We start from the raw sequence: 18,339 nt of genomic DNA, 5'->3' as shown, positions 1-18,339 counted from the left end.
GCAAGGGGTAGCGCCTTGCCGAGCATAGACGCCCTCGCCGACAGACTGTCGGCCTACCTCGGCAAGGACCAGGTCAATCTGGTCCGCCGAGCGTATTTCTACGCCGAACAAGCCCACGATGGCCAACGCCGTCGCAGCGGTGAAGCCTACGTCACCCATCCCCTCGCGGTGGCGAATATTCTTGCCGACATGCACATGGACCATCAGAGCCTGATGGCTGCGATGCTGCATGACGTCATCGAAGACACCGGGATTGCCAAGGAAGCGCTCAGCGCCCAATTTGGCGAGACCGTAGCGGAACTGGTCGACGGGGTCAGCAAACTGACCCAGATGAATTTCGAGACCAAGGCCGAAGCCCAGGCGGAAAACTTCCAGAAAATGGCCATGGCCATGGCGCGCGACATTCGCGTCATCCTGGTCAAGCTCGCCGATCGCCTGCACAACATGCGCACGCTGGAAGTCCTGTCCGGCGAAAAGCGCCGGCGCATCGCCAAGGAAACCCTTGAAATCTATGCGCCCATCGCCAATCGGCTGGGCATGCACAGTGTGCGCATCGAATTCGAGGACCTGGGCTTCAAGGCGATGTACCCGATGCGTTCCTCGCGAATCAACCAGGCGGTCAAGCGCGCCAGGGGCAATCGCAAGGAACTGGTCAACAAGATCGAAGAGTCCCTGAGTCATTGCCTGGCCGTCGATGGCATCGAAGGCGACGTCAGTGGGCGGCAGAAACATCTGTATGGCATCTACAAGAAGATGCGCGGCAAGCGTCGCGCCTTCAACGAGATCATGGATGTCTACGCGTTCCGCATCATCGTCGACAAGGTCGACACCTGCTATCGCGTGCTCGGCGCTGTACATAATTTGTACAAGCCGCTGCCCGGTCGCTTCAAGGATTACATCGCGATCCCCAAGGCCAACGGCTATCAGTCCCTGCATACCACCTTGTTCGGCATGCATGGCGTGCCTATCGAGATCCAGATTCGCACCCGCGAAATGGAAGAAATGGCCAACAACGGCATCGCGGCACACTGGCTGTACAAATCCAGCGACGACGAGCAGCCCAAGGGCACTCACGCCCGGGCCCGACAGTGGGTCAAGGGCGTGCTGGAAATGCAGCAGCGCGCCGGCAACTCCTTGGAATTCATCGAAAGCGTCAAGATCGACCTGTTCCCGGACGAGGTTTACGTTTTCACGCCCAAAGGCCGGATCATGGAGCTGCCCAAAGGCTCCACAGCGGTGGATTTCGCCTACGCGGTACACACCGATGTCGGCAACAGCTGCATTGCCTGCCGGATCAACCGCCGGCTGGCGCCGCTTTCCGAACCGCTGCAAAGTGGCTCGACTGTCGAGATCGTCAGCGCTCCAGGCGCACGCCCGAACCCGGCCTGGCTGAACTTTGTCGTCACCGGCAAGGCGCGCACCCACATTCGTCACGCACTCAAGCTGCAACGCCGTTCCGAGTCGATCAATCTCGGTGAGCGCCTGCTGAACAAGGTCCTCAACGGGTTTGAGTGCAGCCTCGACAAGATCGGTCAGGAGCGCATTCAACTGGTGCTCAACGAATACCGGGTCGAAGTGCTGGAAGACCTGCTCGAAGACATTGGCCTGGGTAATCGTATGGCCTATGTCGTTGCCCGCCGCCTGCTGGGCGAAGGCGATCAGTTGCCAAGCCCTGAAGGCCCGCTGGCGATTCGTGGCACCGAAGGCCTGGTGCTCAGCTACGCGAAATGCTGCACGCCAATCCCGGGCGACCCGATTGTCGGCCACCTGTCTGCAGGCAAGGGCATGGTCGTGCACCTGGACAACTGCCGCAACATCAGCGAAATCCGCCACAACCCGGAAAAATGCATCCAGCTGTCCTGGGCCAAGGACGTGACGGGCGAATTCAACGTCGAGCTGCGCGTCGAACTCGAGCATCAGCGCGGCCTGATCGCGCTGCTGGCCAGCAGCGTCAACGCGGCGGACGGCAATATCGAAAAAATCAGCATGGACGAACGCGATGGTCGCATCAGCGTGGTCCAACTGGTGGTCAGCGTGCACGACCGTGTGCACCTGGCTCGTGTGATCAAGAAACTGCGCGCCCTGACCGGTGTCACACGCATCACCCGGATGCGCGCGTAGGCCATCCCACTATCAGGAGTTCTCATGACCAAGACTGTCATCACCAGCGATAAAGCCCCTGCGGCCATTGGCCCTTACTCACAGGCCATCAAAGCTGGCAATACCGTCTACATGTCCGGACAGATCCCGTTGGACCCGAGCACCATGGAACTGGTCGAGGGCATCGAAGCCCAGATCACTCAGGTCTTCGAAAACCTCAAGTCGGTTGCCGAAGCAGCGGGCGGATCGTTCAAGGACATCGTCAAACTGAACATCTTTCTGACCGATCTGGGCCACTTCGCCAAGGTCAACGAGCTGATGAGCACCTACTTCACTCAGCCTTATCCGGCTCGTGCAGCCATCGGCGTTGCGGCCTTGCCGCGTGGCGCCCAGGTTGAAATGGACGCGATTCTCGTCATCGAATAAATCCCCGACGGAGCGTGCCTTGCGCTCCGTTCTCCCTGAAGGAAGGAATCCGTTATGCGCTCCGCGCTCGCCATCTCGCTGCTCGCCGTCATTATGGGCGGCTGCGCCAGCCACGCCGACCGCAATCCGGACGGCACCTGGATCAACCAGACCGCCATCGACGCCGCCGTCAAGCAAGGCAACTTGCGTCAGGCGCTGCTCGCCAATGGCCCCAATCTGGAGTGGAAAATCAACTCCAAGGCCAATCAGGCCATTTACTCCAATGGCTTCGAGCTCGGCGAAGGCAAGATCGTCAGCGCTGCAGAAGGCAAGCTGCATGTCGATTTCTATGGCAACTTCTTCGAAGACCTGAGCGTCAAGGGTGACGAACTGGTCCAGGCGGCCAGCGAGTCAGGCCCTGAACAGCACTTCCAGAAACCCGAAGATCCGGCCCCGGACGGCGCTCAGCCAGGCAGCAGCTTCGAGAAAGCTCTGTATGGCGCCTACATGGGCGGTAAGTGGACAGTCGTAGAGGGTGATGGTCAGGGCAGCACCGTGCAATTCATGCCTGACGGCAGTGTGCAGGGTCTTCCGGAAAACGATCGTTACGCGCTGTGTCTGGCTGGCGATTGTGCAGCCATGAGCGGCGAATACGACAGCATGTGGCTGGAGAAAGCCGAGAAAGGCAACCCGTGGATTTTTGCCCGCAAAGGCAAGCAGCTGGAAATATTCCAGGCGGTGAACAACGCTGGTGCGGACCAGATGCCCGAGCTGCGTCCCGGCCCACGTCGCTGGTTGCTCGAACAGCAGTAAGCGATTAAGGCATCAGGAGCGCCCTTTACGGCGCTCCTGATCGATCACTGCTCTAGCCCAGTAAAGCCGCATAACCTGCCCTAAAGTCCGGGTACATCGGCGCCCATCCCAATGCTCGCGCCCTGGCATTACTGCAACGCTTGCTGCCCACGCGCTGCACGCTGACCTCCTCTGACCATTCGGTCACCCCCAGATACTCACGGATCCACGCCACCACATCGGCCAGCGCGGCCGGATCGTCATCGACGCCCAGGTAGCAACTCTCCAACGCAACGCCGCGTTGATCCGCCAGCAGCAGGTGCTCCAGCAGACCGGCCGCATCGTCGGCATGAATACGATTGGCGTAAACCGGCGGATCGATCCTCACACTGTGCCCCTGACGGACGCGGTTCGACAGGTCACTGCGGCCCGGGCCGTAAATACCGGTCAGTCTCACCGCCGTGGCCGGCAGCCCGCTGTTCAGCGCGACCTGCTCGGCCTCCAGCATCACCGTGCCGGTGTAGTTGCCAGGCTCGGTGGCGGAGGTTTCATCCACCCATTCCCCATTCTGCTGACCGTAAACACCGCTGCTTGAAACGAAGATCAAGCGCTTTGGCCGCTGCCCGGTCTGCTCGAGCCAGCTCAACACATTACGCAGGCCCTCGACGTAAGCCATCCGGTAACCCGCTTCGTCACGTTGTGAGGGGGTCGCGCAATACACCACGTAATCCAATGCTGCAGCAGGCCATTGGGCAGGTTTTTGCGTCTCGAACAGATCGCCCGCCACACCGTGAACACCGGCAGGAAGCTCGGAAACAGTGCGCCGCAGCCCATGCACGGTCCAGCCGTGAGGCAGCAGGCGGTTAGCGAGTCGCGAACCAATGTCGCCACAGCCGGCGATCAGAAGCGAAGGAGCAGTCATTCGGTATCTCCAGAAAAGGCGGTGTCAGTATCGTTAAAAACGCTCATCGACAGGCAAGCGTTCGGGCGAATATGTAAAAAAGATACTGTATTACTTTTGTTAACAAGAACGATTTGCAATAATGGCGGCCCATTCGTTCCGCGTAAGCGTCGACAGCACCGAGCGACGCACTGGAACCATCCCCTTTTTTCCTCTCAGGTCCGGCCAGCATGAAACGCATTCAATCAATCGCTTCGCCTACCCAGATGCCTCGCCTGCCTCGTGCATGGCGCAGTATCGCAGCCCTTGTCTTGAGCCTGATATTCGTCCCCATAGCGCTCGCGGACCAATCGGCTCCGACCGCTGCCCCTGCGACTTCCACAGCACCTGCATCACCTGCGGCAACGGCACCTGCCGCACCTGACGCAGCAGCCCCGGTGCAGGCCATGGAGCCCGCCACCGAAGACAACAGCCTGGGCATGGCGCATGACCTGTCGCCGTGGGGCATGTATCAGAATGCCGACGTCGTGGTCAAAGCGGTGATGATCGGTCTGGCCATCGCCTCGATCATGACGTGGACCATCTGGATCTCCAAGGGTTTCGAGCTGCTGGGTGCCAAGCGCCGGTTGCGCGGCGAGATCGTCAATCTGAAAAAAGCCCGCTCCCTGACTGAAGCGAGCGCCACGGCCAGCACGGAAGGCACCCTCGCCCACCTGCTGGTGCATGACGCCCTCGAAGAGATGCGCCTGTCCGCCAACAGCCGCGAGCGCGAAGGGATCAAGGAGCGTGTCAGCTTCCGTCTCGAGCGTCTGGTCGCCGCCTGTGGCCGCAACATGAGCATGGGCACCGGCGTGCTGGCGACCATCGGTTCGACTGCGCCGTTCGTGGGTCTGTTCGGTACGGTCTGGGGCATCATGAACAGCTTCATCGGCATCGCCAAGACCCAGACCACCAACCTCGCCGTAGTCGCACCCGGCATCGCCGAAGCCCTTTTGGCCACCGCGCTGGGCCTGGTCGCGGCGATCCCTGCGGTAGTGATCTACAACGTCTTCGCCCGCTCCATCGCCGGTTACAAGGCTCAGGTCTCCGATGCCTCGGCACACGTCCTGCTGCTGGTCAGCCGCGATCTGGATCATCTGCCAGAGCCGTCCGAGCGCAATCAACAACAACCGCACATGGTCAAGGTGGGCTAACACGTGGGCCTGCATCTTAACGAAGGCGGCGACGATCTCGCCGAGAACCATGAAATCAACGTGACGCCGTTCATCGACGTCATGCTGGTGCTGCTGATCATCTTCATGGTGGCTGCACCGCTGGCGACCGTGGACATCAAGGTCGACCTGCCAGCGTCCACCGCCACACCGCAGCCCAGACCCGAGAAGCCGATCTTTCTCAGCGTGAAAACCGACAAGAGCCTGTACCTGGGCGAAGAGAAGGTTGCCCGCGAGCAGATCGGCCAGGTGCTGGACGCCCGCACCAAGGGCAAGAAAGACACCACGATCTTCTTCCAGGCCGACAAGGGCGTGGATTACGGCGATCTGATGGAGGTCATGAACACGCTTCGGGGTGCGGGTTACCTGAAGGTCGGTCTGGTAGGTCTTGAGACGGCTGGTAAGAAATGATCAGTACGCGCCAAAAACTGACGCGCTATAGCGGTAGTCTGTTGTTGGTGCTGGCCGTGCACGCCATCGCAATCATTGTTGCCGTTCGCTGGCCTGCCCCGCAGCCTGTCGAATTGCCACCGGCCGCCATGATGGTCGAACTTGCGCCAGTGCCCGAACCCGCTCCGCCGCCACCGCCCAAGGTCGTTCAGCCGCCCCCGCCGCCAGCCCCGGAGGAGCCGACACCGGTGCCGGAAGTCGTGCAGGCGCCGAAGCCGGAAATTGTCGTGCCCAAGAAGGTCGAGAAGCCCAAGCCCAAACCGCAGCCGCCAAAGCCGCAGAAGAAGCCTGAGCCGCCCAAGGAAAAGCCTGCCGACGAAAAGCCGGTCGATACACCGCCGACCACGGCGCAACCGGCAAAGCCGGTGGCTCCCAAGCCTGCACCTGCACCTTCGCCACCCAGCAACGCATTGCCGAACTGGCAGGGCGATTTGCTCGGTCATCTGAGCAAGTACAAGAAGTACCCTGAGGATGCACGCCGTCGTGGCATGCAGGGTGTTGCTCGCTTGCGCTTCGTGGTGGACGCTGACGGCAACGTGCTTTCCTACTCGATTGCCAACAGTTCAGGCAGCCCGGCGCTGGATCGAGCGACCATGGAAATGATCCGTCGCGCTCAACCGTTGCCCAAGCCGCCGAAGGAAATCCTCAACAACGGCACTATCGAAATCCTCGCACCGTTCGTTTATTCGCTGGATAAACGCTGAATTGTACTTTTGTTACCCATAAGTACTTCTGATAACGTGCGTCTATCGATCGCACCCGCTATGCTGGGGTCGCAACTTCATGGACGCACGTTATGACTCTTACAGAATTGCGCTACATCGTTACGCTCGCCCAGGAGCAGCACTTTGGCCATGCAGCGGAACGCTGCCATGTCAGCCAGCCAACGCTGTCGGTGGGTGTCAAAAAAACTCGAAGACGAACTCGGTGTGCTCATTTTCGAGCGCAGCAAAAGTGCTGTGCGCCTGACACCGGTCGGTGAAGGCATTGTTGCGCAGGCGCAGAAAGTGCTGGAGCAGGCCCAGGGTATCCGCGAGTTGGCCCAGGCCGGCAAGAACCAGCTGACCGCCCCGCTGAAAGTCGGCGCGATCTACACCGTCGGTCCTTACCTGTTTCCTCACCTGATCCCACAACTGCACCGGGTCGCCCCGCAGATGCCGTTGTACATCGAAGAAAACTTCACGCATGTGCTGCGCGACAAGCTGCGTAACGGTGAGCTGGATGCCGTCATCATTGCCTTGCCGTTCAACGAAGCCGACGTGCTGACCCTGCCGCTTTACGACGAACCGTTCTCTGTGCTGATGCCGGCCGACCATCCCTGGACTCAGAAAGAGACCATCGATGCCTCGGCGCTCAACGACAAGAGCCTGCTATTGCTGGGCGAAGGTCACTGCTTCCGTGATCAGGTCCTGGAAGCCTGCCCGACGCTGGGCAAAGGCAACGAAGGTGCCAAGCACACGACAGTAGAATCCAGCTCGCTGGAAACCATTCGGCACATGGTCGCCTCCGGGCTGGGCATTTCGATCCTGCCGCTGTCGGCAGTCGACAGCCACCATTACGCACCCGGCGTGATCGAAGTCCGCCCGCTGACGCCGCCCGTGCCTTTCCGCACGGTCGCCATCGCCTGGCGTGCAAGCTTCCCGAGACCCAAAGCCATCGAAATCCTCGCTGACTCTGCACGTCTGTGCTCGGTGGCACGTCCGAAAACAGTCGCTAGCTAGGCAGAACAGAAATGAGCGAGCTTTCCAGGGTCTCGGTCACGGCGCTCAAGGGTGTCGGCGAAGCGATGGCAGAAAAGCTGGCCAAGGTCGGCCTGGAAACCCTGCAGGACGTGCTGTTCCATCTGCCGCTGCGTTATCAGGACCGCACGCGCATCGTGCCGATCGGTGCGCTGCGTCCTGGTCAGGATGCCGTCATCGAAGGCGTGGTCAGCGGTGCCGATGTGGTGATGGGCAAGCGCCGCAGCCTGCTGGTCCGGCTGGGCGATGGCACCGGCGTCGTCAGTCTGCGCTTCTACCATTTCAGCAACGCCCAGAAAGAAAGCATGAAGCGTGGCACGCACCTGCGTTGCTTCGGCGAAGCGCGCCCGGGTGCTTCCGGACTGGAAATCTATCACCCGGAATATCGGGCGATTACCGGTGATGAGCCCGCGCCCGTCGAACAGACCCTCACGCCGATCTACCCGACGACCGAAGGCCTGACCCAACAGCGTCTGCGCCAGTTGTGCCAGCAAAGCCTAGCGATGCTCGGCCCCAAAAGTCTGCCGGACTGGCTGCCTGAAGAGCTGGCCCGCGATTATCAGCTGGCCCCGCTGGATGATGCGATCCGTTACCTGCATCACCCGCCGGCCGATGCCGACGTGGAGGAGCTGGCCCTCGGGCATCATTGGGCGCAGCACCGACTGGCTTTCGAAGAACTGCTGACTCACCAGCTTTCCCAGCAACGCCTGCGTGAAAGCCTGCGGTCACAGCGCGCACCGGCATTGCCCGTTGCGAAAAAACTGCCGAAACAGTTTCTCGCCAACCTCGGCTTTGCCCCCACCGGTGCGCAGCAGCGTGTCGGCAAGGAAGTCGCCTATGACCTCAGTCAGCCTGAGCCGATGCTGCGGCTGATCCAGGGTGATGTGGGCTCGGGCAAGACCGTGGTCGCTGCGCTGGCCGCCTTGCAAGCGCTGGAAGCGGGTTATCAAGTGGCGCTGATGGCGCCCACCGAGATTCTCGCCGAGCAGCACTACATCAACTTCCAGCGCTGGCTCGAGCCCCTGGGCGTGGGCGTGGCCTGGCTGGCAGGCAAGCTCAAAGGCAAGGCGCGCGTCGCGTCCCTGGAGCAGATCGCCGGCGGCACACCCATGGTGGTCGGCACCCATGCGCTGTTTCAGGACGAAGTGCAGTTCAAGAACCTGGCGCTGGTGATCATCGACGAACAGCACCGGTTCGGCGTGCAGCAACGCCTGGCGCTGCGCAAAAAGGGCGTTGGTGGCCTGATGTGCCCGCATCAATTGATCATGACCGCCACACCGATCCCGCGCACTCTGGCCATGAGCGCCTACGCCGATCTGGACACTTCGATCCTCGACGAACTGCCGCCGGGGCGGACGCCAGTCAATACCGTGCTGGTTGCCGACAGTCGCCGCCTGGAAGTCGTGGAGCGGGTGCGCGCCGCCTGCGCAGAAGGGCGCCAGGCCTACTGGGTGTGCACGCTGATCGAAGAATCCGAAGAGCTGACCTGCAAGGCCGCTGAAACCACCTACGAAGAGTTGAGCAGCGCGTTGGGTGACGTGCGCGTCGGGCTGATTCACGGGCGCATGAAGCCTGCAGAAAAGGCCGCGATCATGGCCGAGTTCAAGCAAGGTGCGCTGCAATTGCTGGTGGCAACGACGGTCATCGAAGTCGGTGTCGACGTGCCGAACTCCAGTCTGATGATCATCGAGAACCCCGAGCGCCTCGGCCTGGCGCAATTGCACCAGTTGCGCGGCCGCGTCGGGCGCGGCAGCGCGGTGAGTCATTGTGTGCTGCTCTACCATCCGCCGCTTTCACAGATCGGACGGCAGCGCCTGGGCATCATGCGCGAAACCAACGATGGTTTCGTCATCGCCGAAAAAGACCTTGAACTGCGTGGCCCCGGCGAAATGCTCGGCACCCGACAAACGGGCCTTCTGCAATTCAAGGTCGCCGACCTGATGCGCGACGCAGACCTGCTACCGGCCGTACGCGACGCGGCTCAGGCCTTGTTGGAGCGCTGGCCGCAACACGTCAGCCCACTGCTCGACAGGTGGCTGCGTCATGGCCAGCAGTATGGCCAGGTGTGATGCAGACTATGCTTTGCAAACCGCGTGCGACCCAAATCGAATAACGTGGTTATACTTCAGAAAATGTAGGAATTTGGACATAGCTCATGACAGAAGTCGCCCACGTCAATGATCCGCACCATGCGCCGGTGGTAATCCGGCAGTTGCTTGAAAAGTTGGCTATCAGCTACAACGAAGTCGTGGACGAAAAGAACCTCCCTCCAGCGCGCAAGGTGCAGGCCGTGCTGGTCGAGGATGCTGTCGGTGCGTTGCTTATCCTGTTTCCGCAAAGCCAGTTGCTCGACCTCTCCCGCATTACCGAGCTGACCGGTCGCCAACTGACCGCCGTGCCACACGAGCGGCTGGCGCGCATGCTGACCAAGCACAACCTGCGCGTACTGCCAGGTCTCCCGGCGCTGACCAGCTCACCCTGCCTTTACGACGAGCGCCTGCTTCAGGAGCCAACACTGCTGGTGGGTTCGGGCGAGCCTGGTGTTCTGCTGGAAATCAGCAGCGAGGACTTCAAGGGCATGCTGAGCAAGGCCAGCGCCGCGCACTTTGGTCAGTCTGTGGCGGCGATCCGGCCGAACCTCGATCGTCCTGACGACGATCCTGCAGAAATCACTCAGGCCATGCATGCCTTCACGGCGCGCCGCATCCAGCAGCGTCTGGAAGCGACTCTGGAGATTCCGCCGCTGGCTGGCACTGCGCAGAAAATCATCAAACTGCGTGTCGACCCCGATGCAACCATCGATGACATCACCGGCGTCGTCGAAACCGATCCCGCACTGGCTGCTCAAGTCGTCAGCTGGGCCGCTTCGCCGTATTACGCGTCGACCGGCAAGATTCGTTCGGTCGAAGACGCAATCGTCCGTGTACTGGGCTTCGATCTGGTGATCAATCTGGCACTGGGGCTCGCACTGGGCAAAACCCTGAGCCTGCCCAAGGATCAGCCACAACAGACCACGCCGTACTGGCAACAATCGATCTACACCGCTGCTGTCATCGAAGGCCTGACCCGTGCCATTCCGCGCGCCAGCCGGCCGGAGGGTGGCCTGAGCTACCTCGCCGGCTTGCTGCACAACTTCGGCTACCTGCTGCTGGCGCACGTGTTTCCACCGCACTTCACCCTGATTTGCCGCCAGCTGGAAGTGAACCCGCATTTGCACCACAGCTTTATCGAGCAGCATCTTCTGGGTATCAGCCGCGAGCAGATCGGGGCCTGGCTGATGCGCTATTGGGACATGCCGGATGAGCTCGCCATCGCATTGCGTTTCCAGCACGACCCGCACTACAAGGGTGAGCATCACGTCTATGCCAACCTGGTCTATCTGGCGGTGCGCCTGCTGCGTGCCAACGGTATCGGCTCCGGTCCCGAACAGGATATCCCGGACGAATTGTTCGAACGCCTGGGCCTGACGCGCGAAAAAGCCAACGAATCGGTGAAAAAAGTGCTCGAGGCCGAAGTGCTGCTGCGCGAACTGGCGTCGCAGTTCAGCAAGTAACCTGCGGATGTAACGTACGAATAGTGCCGAAGGCTCCGACCTTGGCACTCTCCCCTCGAACCTCAGAAAGGCTCGCCTTCAACCCCCGGCAGGTGCTCATCCAGGCGCAGTCAGGGAAGCCGGTTGCTAACACAGCCCGCCGCAATGGCAGCCACCCGAGTGTATCTCGCTCATCCGTGCCTCTCCTGTTCATGCCCATAAACCCTGTGACAATAAAATTCCCGCAACTGCCGAATGAAAGCTCGGTGAAAGCTTGGCCAATTAGCATCAGCCCACTTCCGGCAAAAAGACCGGTTAGCCAGGAACGGATTCCGAGGTGTTTCAGGCCCAATTAACAACAATAATGGTGATTCCGATGCTTCCTGACTTCTCGTTCCACACTCTCCTTGCGCCCCCACTCCACGTACCGATCTGCTGAGCTGACTCGTTCATTTCACGTTCTGTAGCCGTATTACGTCTGGAGTATTCCCATGCTGACTTTCCTTGGCTTTGCCATGGTTATTGCGTTCATGTACCTGATCATGAGCAAGCGCCTGACTGCGCTGATCGCCCTGATTCTGGTTCCGATCATCTTCGCCCTGTTCGGTGGCTTCGCGTCGCAGATCGGCCCGATGATGCTGGCAGGTATCACCAAGCTGGCGCCGACCGGCGTGATGCTGATGTTCGCCATTCTGTACTTTGCGCTGATGATCGACTCCGGCCTGTTCGACCCGGCCGTGCGCAAGATCCTGAAAATGGTCAAGGGCGACCCGATGCGCATTTCGGTCGGCACCGCCGTACTGGCGCTGGTGGTGTCCCTCGACGGTGACGGCGCGACCACCTACATGATCTGCGTTGCCGCCATGCTGCCGCTGTACAGCCGCATCGGCATGAGCCCGCGCATCATGGCCGGCCTGATCATTCTGGCCGGCGGCGTGATGAACATGACGCCCTGGGGCGGCCCGACCGCTCGTGCGGCCAGTGCCCTGCATGTCGACGCCTCCGACATCTTCGTGCCGATGATCCCGGCCATGCTGGCAGGTGTGATCGCGATCCTGGCGATTGCCTATTTCTACGGCAAGCGCGAACGTGCCCGACTGGGTGAACTGCACCTGCAGGGCGATGAAGTCGACCACAGCGAAATCAGCGTCTCGCAATTCCCTGATGCGCGTCGTCCAAAGCTGATCTGGTTCAACGCTGCCCTGACCCTGACCCTGATGGTCGCCCTGATCATGGGCCTGCTGCCCCTGCCGGTCCTGTTCATGATCGCGTTCAGTATCGCGATGATCATCAACTACCCGAACCTGCAGGACCAGAAGGACCGCGTATCGGCCCACGCCGGTAGCGTGCTGGCGGTGGTCGGCCTGATCTTCGCTGCGGGCATCTTCACCGGCATCCTGTCCGGCACCGGCATGGTCGACGCGATGTCGAAAAGCCTGCTGGCCGTGATCCCTGATGCGCTGGGCCCGTACCTCGCCGTGATCACCGCGCTGGTGAGCATGCCGTTCACCTTCTTCATGTCCAACGACGCGTTCTACTACGGCGTACTGCCAGTGCTGTCCGAAGCCGCTGCCCACTACGGCATCAGCCCGGTGGAAATGGCCCGCGCGTCGATCGTCGGTCAGCCGGTCCACCTGCTCAGCCCTTTGGTGCCTTCGACCTACCTACTGGTGGCACTGGCCGGTATCGAGTTCGGCGACCACCAGCGCTTCACCCTGAAATGGGCGATTCTGGTGTGCATGTGCATCCTGGTTGCCGCGCTGCTGATGGGCATCTTCCCGTTCTATAGCAGCATGTAAGCGTCTTTAGCTGTCCAAGGACTCGCCGTCGACTTGATCGTTGACGACGAGTTTTTGCGTTTGCAGCCATCAATTGGTTGAAGGCCGATACTGCAAGGCCTCGGCCAGATGGCTGCGGTTGATCGCGTCCACCTGCTCCAGATCCGCCAGGGTTCGCGCCACCTTCAGCAACCGATGCGCCGAGCGTAACGACAGGGTCAGACGCTCGCACGCCGTCTCCAGCCAGCTTTCATCGACACTGGACAGCGCGCAGTACTCGCGCAGCCCCGGCAGATCGAGAAACGCATTGGCACAGCCCTGACGACGTTGCTGACGGTCTCTCGCCTCAGCGACCACGGCTGCGGCACTGGCAGTGTTTTCACTGGTGGTGGGGTCAGGGTTGAGGGCGGTGGCTTCGCGGGCGACGGTCAGGTGCAGGTCGATCCGGTCCAGCAGCGGGCCGGACAACTTGTTGCGATAGCGCTGCACCTGCTCGGTGGAACAACGGCAGCGCCCGGTCGGCTCGCCAAGATAGCCACAGGGACACGGGTTCATCGCCGCCACCAACTGGAACCGCGCCGGAAAGCGCACGCGATCCCGCGCCCGGGAAATCACGATATGCCCGGACTCCAGCGGCTCACGTAAAACCTCCAGCACGCGGCGATCAAACTCCGGCAGCTCGTCCAGGAATAAAACGCCGTGATGCGCCAACGTGATCTCGCCAGGTTGCGGACGACTGCCACCACCCACCAACGCAGGCCCGGACGCCGAGTGATGCGGCTGCCGAAACGGCCGCTGCGGCCAACTGGTCAGCGGCACCTGACTGGCGACCGACTGAATCGCCGCCACCTCCAGCGCTTCATGCTCGTCCAGCGGCGGCAACAAACCCGGCAGGCGACTGGCGAGCAGCGTCTTGCCAGTGCCGGGCGGCCCGCTGAACAGCAGGTTATGCGCCCCCGCAGCGGCAATCACCAAGGCACGCTTCGCGGCGGTCTGGCCCTGCACTTCGCTAAGGTCCGGATACGGCTTGGGCTGATGCAACAGACCGCTGGATTGATACGGCGCAATCACCGTGCGCCCGTTGAAATGCGCGACCAGCTCCAGCAAGTGACTCACCGCAATCACCCGCAGCCCCGACGCCAGGCAGGCTTCCTCGGCGTTTACCGCCGGAATGATCAGCGTCCGCTCCGCCGCACGCGCTGCAAGTGCAGCGGGCAGCACACCCTGAATTGGCCGAATCGCCCCCGACAACGCCAACTCGCCCAGGCACTCAACATCCTGCAACGCAACCAACGGCACCTGCCCGCTGGCGGCCAGCAACCCCAGCGCAATCGCCAGATCAAACCGCCCGCCATCCTTGGGCAAATCAGCCGGCGCAAGGTTGAGTGTGATGCGCCGCGCCGGAAAATCCAGCCCTGAATTGAGAATGGCACTGCGCACCCGGTCCTTGCTCTCCTTGACCGCCCCCTCCGGCAACCCCACCAGCGTCAGAGCCGGCAGGCCGTTGGCCAGATGCGCTTCAACAGTAACCGCCGGGGCTTCCACCCCGACCTGGGCACGACTATGGACGATAGCCAGCGACATGGATCATTCCTTGATATGAGCGATGGGCGGGTATCGTGCTTTATTTGCGGGGTGGGGGTGAGGGGGGAATGGATACAGGGTGTGAGTGGATGAGCTAGCCTAATGACCCCAGACACCTCAATGGGTGAAACTACACTCATTAGGGAGTTACCATGACCAAGAAATACAGAAAATTCGATGCGGCCTTCAAGCTCGATTTCTGCAAGCTCATCGTCGATCAAGGCCAGAGTGTGAACTCGGTCTGCCTTGACATGAATCTGAGTGATACAGCCGTGCGGCGTTGGATTGAGCAATACAAGGCAGAGCTGTTGGGCGCGCCGGGAATTGGCAAACCTTTGACCAATGAGCAGCAACGGATTCGTCAGTTGGAGCAGAAGGTTCGTGAGCTGAAAATGGATAACGACATCCTAAAAAGCTACGGCCTTATTTGCCCGCGAATTGAAGTGATCCATCAACTGGCTCACCAATTACGACGCAAGGCCTACCCGGTGGCTCGTATCTGCCAGCTTTTTCGGATCAGTCGTTCAGGGTTCTGTGACGCTCATCAACGTCGCTAGAAACACGAACCCGCCTATCTGATCAAGGCGACATTCGAGCCAACAGAGCGCTGCTAAGGTAGTAGCCGCTTGCTGTGCGCGCTGCGCCATGAAGATGTTTCCATCGGTCGCGTCAAGGTTCGTCGCCTCATTAAACAGCAGGGGCTGCGCCCGGTCTGGAAGCGTAAGTTTATACATACGACCAGCATTAATCATAACTTAACGGTGGCTGAAAAAATTCTCAACCGCCAGTTCAACCCTGATGCTATCAACCAATCATGGGTTGCGGACATCACGTATGTACGCACGCGAAGCGGTTGGGTGTACATGGCTGCGGTTATGAACTTGTTCTCGCGCAAGATCGTTGGATGGGCCCTGGCACCCAATATGGGGGCCGAGTTGGTGGATCAGCGCGATGAAGCTGGCCATCGCTCAAAGGCAGCCTTAGCCAGCCTGATTGCCCACTCGGATAGAGGAATTCAGTACGCGGGTACGGCTTATCAGGCCTTGCTGACTCGCAACGGGAAGCGTTGCAGCATGAGCAGAAAAGGTAATTGTTGGGACAACGCGGTAATGGAGCGCTTTTTCTTGAATCTGAAAATGGAGCGCACCTAGCGGAAGGATTACCCCAACAACGGCAGAAGCAATAAAGGAAATCACGGATTACATCGTGCGGTTATATAAAGAGGGGCGATTGCACTCGACGCTGAGCTACGTGCCGCCCAATCAATATGAACGGCAAGCGGCCTGACGATCACCGATTGAGGTATCCAGAAAAGTCGACCACTACACCCAGCAAGCCCATAAACGGCGTCCCGACCACTTTGAAACTTGTGAACACATCTTGTTACTAATTGATATGGCACTTTGCAACTGCACCCTTGGAAAACTCATCGGTTACCCTCAGAGTTAGGATCCAGTGCCTGAGCGGGGATTTGTCATGTCGACACAAACGGACGTAAAAATCCTAAGCCTCAATGGTGGAGGGGCCCGAGGGCTATTCACCATCAACGTGCTCGCCGAGATTGAGCGCATAATTGAACAAAGCACGAACGAGAAGGATGTCAGGGTCGGGAATTACTTTGACCTAATCACCGGGACATCGATCGGAGGCATCTTAGCGCTAGGCCTTGCTACAGGAAAAAGCGCAAGAGAGCTGGAGACGGTGTTTCGCGAGCAAGCTCCGAAGATCTTCCCTCCAAGCTCATCCTGGATTAAGAAAGTACGGGCAGCACTAAACTCGCGTTATCGCAGTCAGCCTTTGTTCGATGCAGTCGTCAGCATGATTGGTCCAGAAACGACCTTTGGCGAGCTGGAGCGCCGCGTTATGATCCCGGCTGTGAACCTTTCGACTGGAAAACCACAGTTCTTCAAAACCCCCCACAACCCTATGTTCAATCGAGATGGGCGCCTTAAGTTAGTGGATGCAGCTATGGCTACTTCGGCTGCCCCCACTTACTTCCCACCTCATCACTGCCAAGACTTAGACGCATATTTTGCTGACGGAGGCTTGGTCGCTAATAATCCAAGCTTCATCACCTTGCATGAAGTACTACGTGACATGACGAGCGATTTTCCCGGTGTCACAGTCAACGACGTAAAAATACTTAATATCGGTACTTTAGGAGAGGAGTACACCGTAAGCCCCGCGGCCCTGGAAGCAAAGCGCAACAACGGTTATTTAGGTTTATGGGGATTGGGCGAACGACTGGTGTTAACTACGATGACCGCCAATCAGCTCCTGCACAAGTCGATGCTCGAGCGTGAGCTGCGGACAAACGGAGCCTCTGAAAACTATGTCTACCTAGATGACACAGTTCCCAACGAAGCAGCCTCAGATATTACGCTGGACAACGCCAGAGCAAGCAGCCTCCGTAATCTCGCGAGTCGAGGTAAACAGTTAGCGACAGATAATTTCACCAAAAATCCCAGGCTGCGGGCTTTTTTCGAATACCCCGCAGCTCCGTTCAAGCGCAAACAGCCAACCGAATCGGAGCAAATTCGATGACTTGGAATTTTCACCGTTATTATTCCGACAGTACTGATGGTCTCATCAGCAAGCTAAGGCTAGCCAAAGAGCGTATTGAGATGCTTAAGGCTTTGCGCAAAAAAGTGCGGGTCAGAACTAAAGAAGTTTTCGCGGAAGCGAAAGAGTTGGCAAAGACATCTAATGCATCAATTTCACTAGAAAGCTTCACAGCCAGGGTCGCCAGCACCCGCCTGAAGCATCTTAGCCCCGCGGCCCAAGTTGAGGTTGCCCAGCTTATCAGAGGCATGGAAGAGGATGCGCGTAGAGCATTCCTATCGCTCAACCCACGGTTTTGGACGCAGGGGAGCTTCCAATACGACACTCTTAATAATCCATACGCTACTCCGCCCCAAGAAATGGACATTGATGATGGTACGTATTTACCGATGGCCATTTTTGAAGATCGTCCAGTAATCGGTCATCGCCTTCTTTTACTCCTGGTTGATTCATCTTTGAACTCCTTGGCAGATGAAAATCCTGGTTGGCTATTTGAGGCTAACAGCAAATGCGCACGCATTAAGATTCCGGAGATGAATACCCACATTGATGTTCCGATGTACGCTATTCCAGAAGACCAATTTATTCTAAAAGAAGCAGCTTTAGCAAAGTCTATGGGGACAGAGTCGTTCGAATCTGCTGAGCCTTTCAAGGACTCACTGTTCTTCAATAGGGCTGATTATGAGCTTGACGAGAACTCCGTAAACTTAGCTGTACGTGGCGAAGGGCAGAAGTGGATAAAAAGCGATCCCAAGATTGTTGAGGACTGGTTCAATGATAGTTGCCTGCGGATTGGTCCGCACTTGCGAGAGATATGTCGCTTTATGAAATCATGGCGCGATGTGCAATGGGTTAAGGGTGGCGGCCCGTCGTCCATTTCTCTAATGGCAGCCACTGTTGAAATTCTTGATCGAATCCCGCACGACAAAGCAGATCTTGGCAAGACGATGAAAATAGTTGCTCACAATTTTTCTGCTGAGTTCTCCAAAGGAGTTGAAAGCCCAGACCATACCGACGAGAAGCCGCTGTTCCCACCTCACTACGAGCACCAAGTACGTGAGCGCGAAATTATGGAAAAGCTCTCTGAGCTGGAAGGCATTCTGGACCAAGCGGAGGAAGCTCAGACGAAAGAGCTTGCCCTTCAGTCCATTAGCAGAGCATTCGGCCGCCGTGTAACGAAGAGTGAGCTGATCGTCACCGTTCAATCAGCGCCTGCGTTTTCTGAAGCGCCAAGTACTGGCAGCAAAGCTGCAAGCATTAGCACTACTATGGCAAGCGGTTAATA

The 18,339-nt window shown here is 59.0% G+C and carries 15 protein-coding genes and 1 pseudogene; 14 read left to right on the top strand and 2 right to left on the bottom strand.

Annotated features, from left to right (window positions below; all coding sequences use genetic code 11):
• The first annotated feature begins 15 nt into the window (after positions 1 to 15).
• The 3 genes from spoT to KUIN1_RS01125 are packed head-to-tail and all read left to right on the top strand — an operon-like array spanning position 16 to position 3,318.
• A complete protein-coding gene (gene spoT / locus KUIN1_RS01135) occupies positions 16 to 2,121 on the top strand; it encodes a bifunctional GTP diphosphokinase/guanosine-3',5'-bis pyrophosphate 3'-pyrophosphohydrolase (RefSeq protein ID WP_003404001.1) in 2,106 nt (701 codons plus the stop codon).
• A gap of 24 nt (positions 2,122 to 2,145) precedes the next feature.
• Positions 2,146 to 2,526, top strand: coding sequence for a RidA family protein (locus tag KUIN1_RS01130; protein ID WP_003367486.1), 381 nt, complete (start codon positions 2,146 to 2,148; stop codon positions 2,524 to 2,526).
• A 54-nt stretch (positions 2,527 to 2,580) separates the two neighbouring features.
• Positions 2,581 to 3,318, top strand: coding sequence for a lipoprotein (locus KUIN1_RS01125; protein ID WP_003432171.1), 738 nt, complete (start codon positions 2,581 to 2,583; stop codon positions 3,316 to 3,318).
• A gap of 52 nt (positions 3,319 to 3,370) precedes the next feature.
• Here the strand turns inward: KUIN1_RS01125 and KUIN1_RS01120 are convergent, their stop codons facing one another.
• Positions 3,371 to 4,219: an SDR family oxidoreductase gene (locus KUIN1_RS01120; protein WP_024642282.1), complete on the bottom strand. Its 849-nt coding sequence runs from the start codon at positions 4,217 to 4,219 to the stop codon at positions 3,371 to 3,373.
• 209 nt (positions 4,220 to 4,428) lie between these two features.
• Between KUIN1_RS01120 and exbB the strand changes: the two genes are divergently transcribed.
• From exbB to KUIN1_RS01085, 7 genes and pseudogenes are all read left to right on the top strand, one after another.
• Entirely contained in the window at positions 4,429 to 5,391 is a 963-nt protein-coding gene (gene exbB, locus KUIN1_RS01115; protein WP_116886700.1) for a tonB-system energizer ExbB, read from the top strand.
• Positions 5,392 to 5,394: 3 nt separating this feature from the next.
• The gene (exbD, locus tag KUIN1_RS01110) at positions 5,395 to 5,820 is read left to right on the top strand and encodes a TonB system transport protein ExbD (protein WP_002551495.1); all 426 of its coding nucleotides are present in this window, start codon (positions 5,395 to 5,397) and stop codon (positions 5,818 to 5,820) included.
• Positions 5,817 to 6,563: an energy transducer TonB gene (locus KUIN1_RS01105; RefSeq protein ID WP_003404009.1), complete on the top strand. Its 747-nt coding sequence runs from the start codon at positions 5,817 to 5,819 to the stop codon at positions 6,561 to 6,563. Before exbD ends, KUIN1_RS01105 begins: the two co-directional genes overlap by 4 nt.
• 92 nt (positions 6,564 to 6,655) lie before the next feature.
• Positions 6,656 to 7,580: pseudogene (locus KUIN1_RS01100) on the top strand (LysR substrate-binding domain-containing protein).
• Positions 7,581 to 7,591: 11 nt separating this feature from the next.
• Positions 7,592 to 9,667 carry an ATP-dependent DNA helicase RecG gene (gene recG, locus KUIN1_RS01095; RefSeq protein ID WP_003425918.1) on the top strand — a complete coding sequence of 692 codons (2,076 nt, stop codon included), beginning with the start codon at positions 7,592 to 7,594 and terminating at the stop codon, positions 9,665 to 9,667.
• An 86-nt stretch (positions 9,668 to 9,753) separates the two neighbouring features.
• On the top strand, positions 9,754 to 11,151 hold the full coding sequence (locus KUIN1_RS01090; RefSeq protein WP_011266253.1) for an aminoacyl-tRNA deacylase and HDOD domain-containing protein: 1,398 nt from the start codon (positions 9,754 to 9,756) through the stop codon (positions 11,149 to 11,151).
• A 470-nt stretch (positions 11,152 to 11,621) separates the two neighbouring features.
• Positions 11,622 to 12,929, top strand: a complete 1,308-nt coding sequence (locus tag KUIN1_RS01085; RefSeq protein WP_003313973.1) for a CitMHS family transporter — start codon at positions 11,622 to 11,624, stop codon at positions 12,927 to 12,929.
• Between the two features lie 69 nt (positions 12,930 to 12,998).
• On the opposite strand, the gene KUIN1_RS01080 is transcribed toward KUIN1_RS01085, so the two are convergent.
• Positions 12,999 to 14,492: a YifB family Mg chelatase-like AAA ATPase gene (locus KUIN1_RS01080; RefSeq protein ID WP_003413980.1), complete on the bottom strand. Its 1,494-nt coding sequence runs from the start codon at positions 14,490 to 14,492 to the stop codon at positions 12,999 to 13,001.
• Between the two features lie 152 nt (positions 14,493 to 14,644).
• Between KUIN1_RS01080 and KUIN1_RS28440 the strand changes: the two genes are divergently transcribed.
• The 4 genes from KUIN1_RS28440 (at position 14,645) to KUIN1_RS01065 (ending at position 18,337) form a co-directional block, all read left to right on the top strand.
• Entirely contained in the window at positions 14,645 to 15,049 is a 405-nt protein-coding gene (locus tag KUIN1_RS28440) for an IS3 family transposase (RefSeq protein ID WP_003404055.1), read from the top strand.
• Between the two features lie 69 nt (positions 15,050 to 15,118).
• Positions 15,119 to 15,643 carry an IS3 family transposase gene (locus KUIN1_RS28435; RefSeq protein ID WP_373686949.1) on the top strand — a complete coding sequence of 175 codons (525 nt, stop codon included), beginning with the start codon at positions 15,119 to 15,121 and terminating at the stop codon, positions 15,641 to 15,643.
• Between the two features lie 325 nt (positions 15,644 to 15,968).
• The gene (locus KUIN1_RS01070; protein WP_152091787.1) at positions 15,969 to 17,036 is read left to right on the top strand and encodes a CBASS cGAMP-activated phospholipase; all 1,068 of its coding nucleotides are present in this window, start codon (positions 15,969 to 15,971) and stop codon (positions 17,034 to 17,036) included.
• Complete coding sequence (locus KUIN1_RS01065) at positions 17,033 to 18,337, top strand: CBASS cGAMP synthase (RefSeq protein ID WP_032656884.1); 1,305 nt, start codon at positions 17,033 to 17,035, stop codon at positions 18,335 to 18,337. The genes KUIN1_RS01070 and KUIN1_RS01065 overlap by 4 nt, the downstream gene beginning before the upstream one ends.
• The last annotated feature ends 2 nt before the right edge of the window (positions 18,338 to 18,339 follow it).

This window comes from Pseudomonas sp. KUIN-1, from assembly GCF_009176725.1.
GTDB lineage: Bacteria > Pseudomonadota > Gammaproteobacteria > Pseudomonadales > Pseudomonadaceae > Aquipseudomonas > Aquipseudomonas fragariae.
This window is presented reverse-complemented; position numbering and strand designations above follow the sequence as displayed.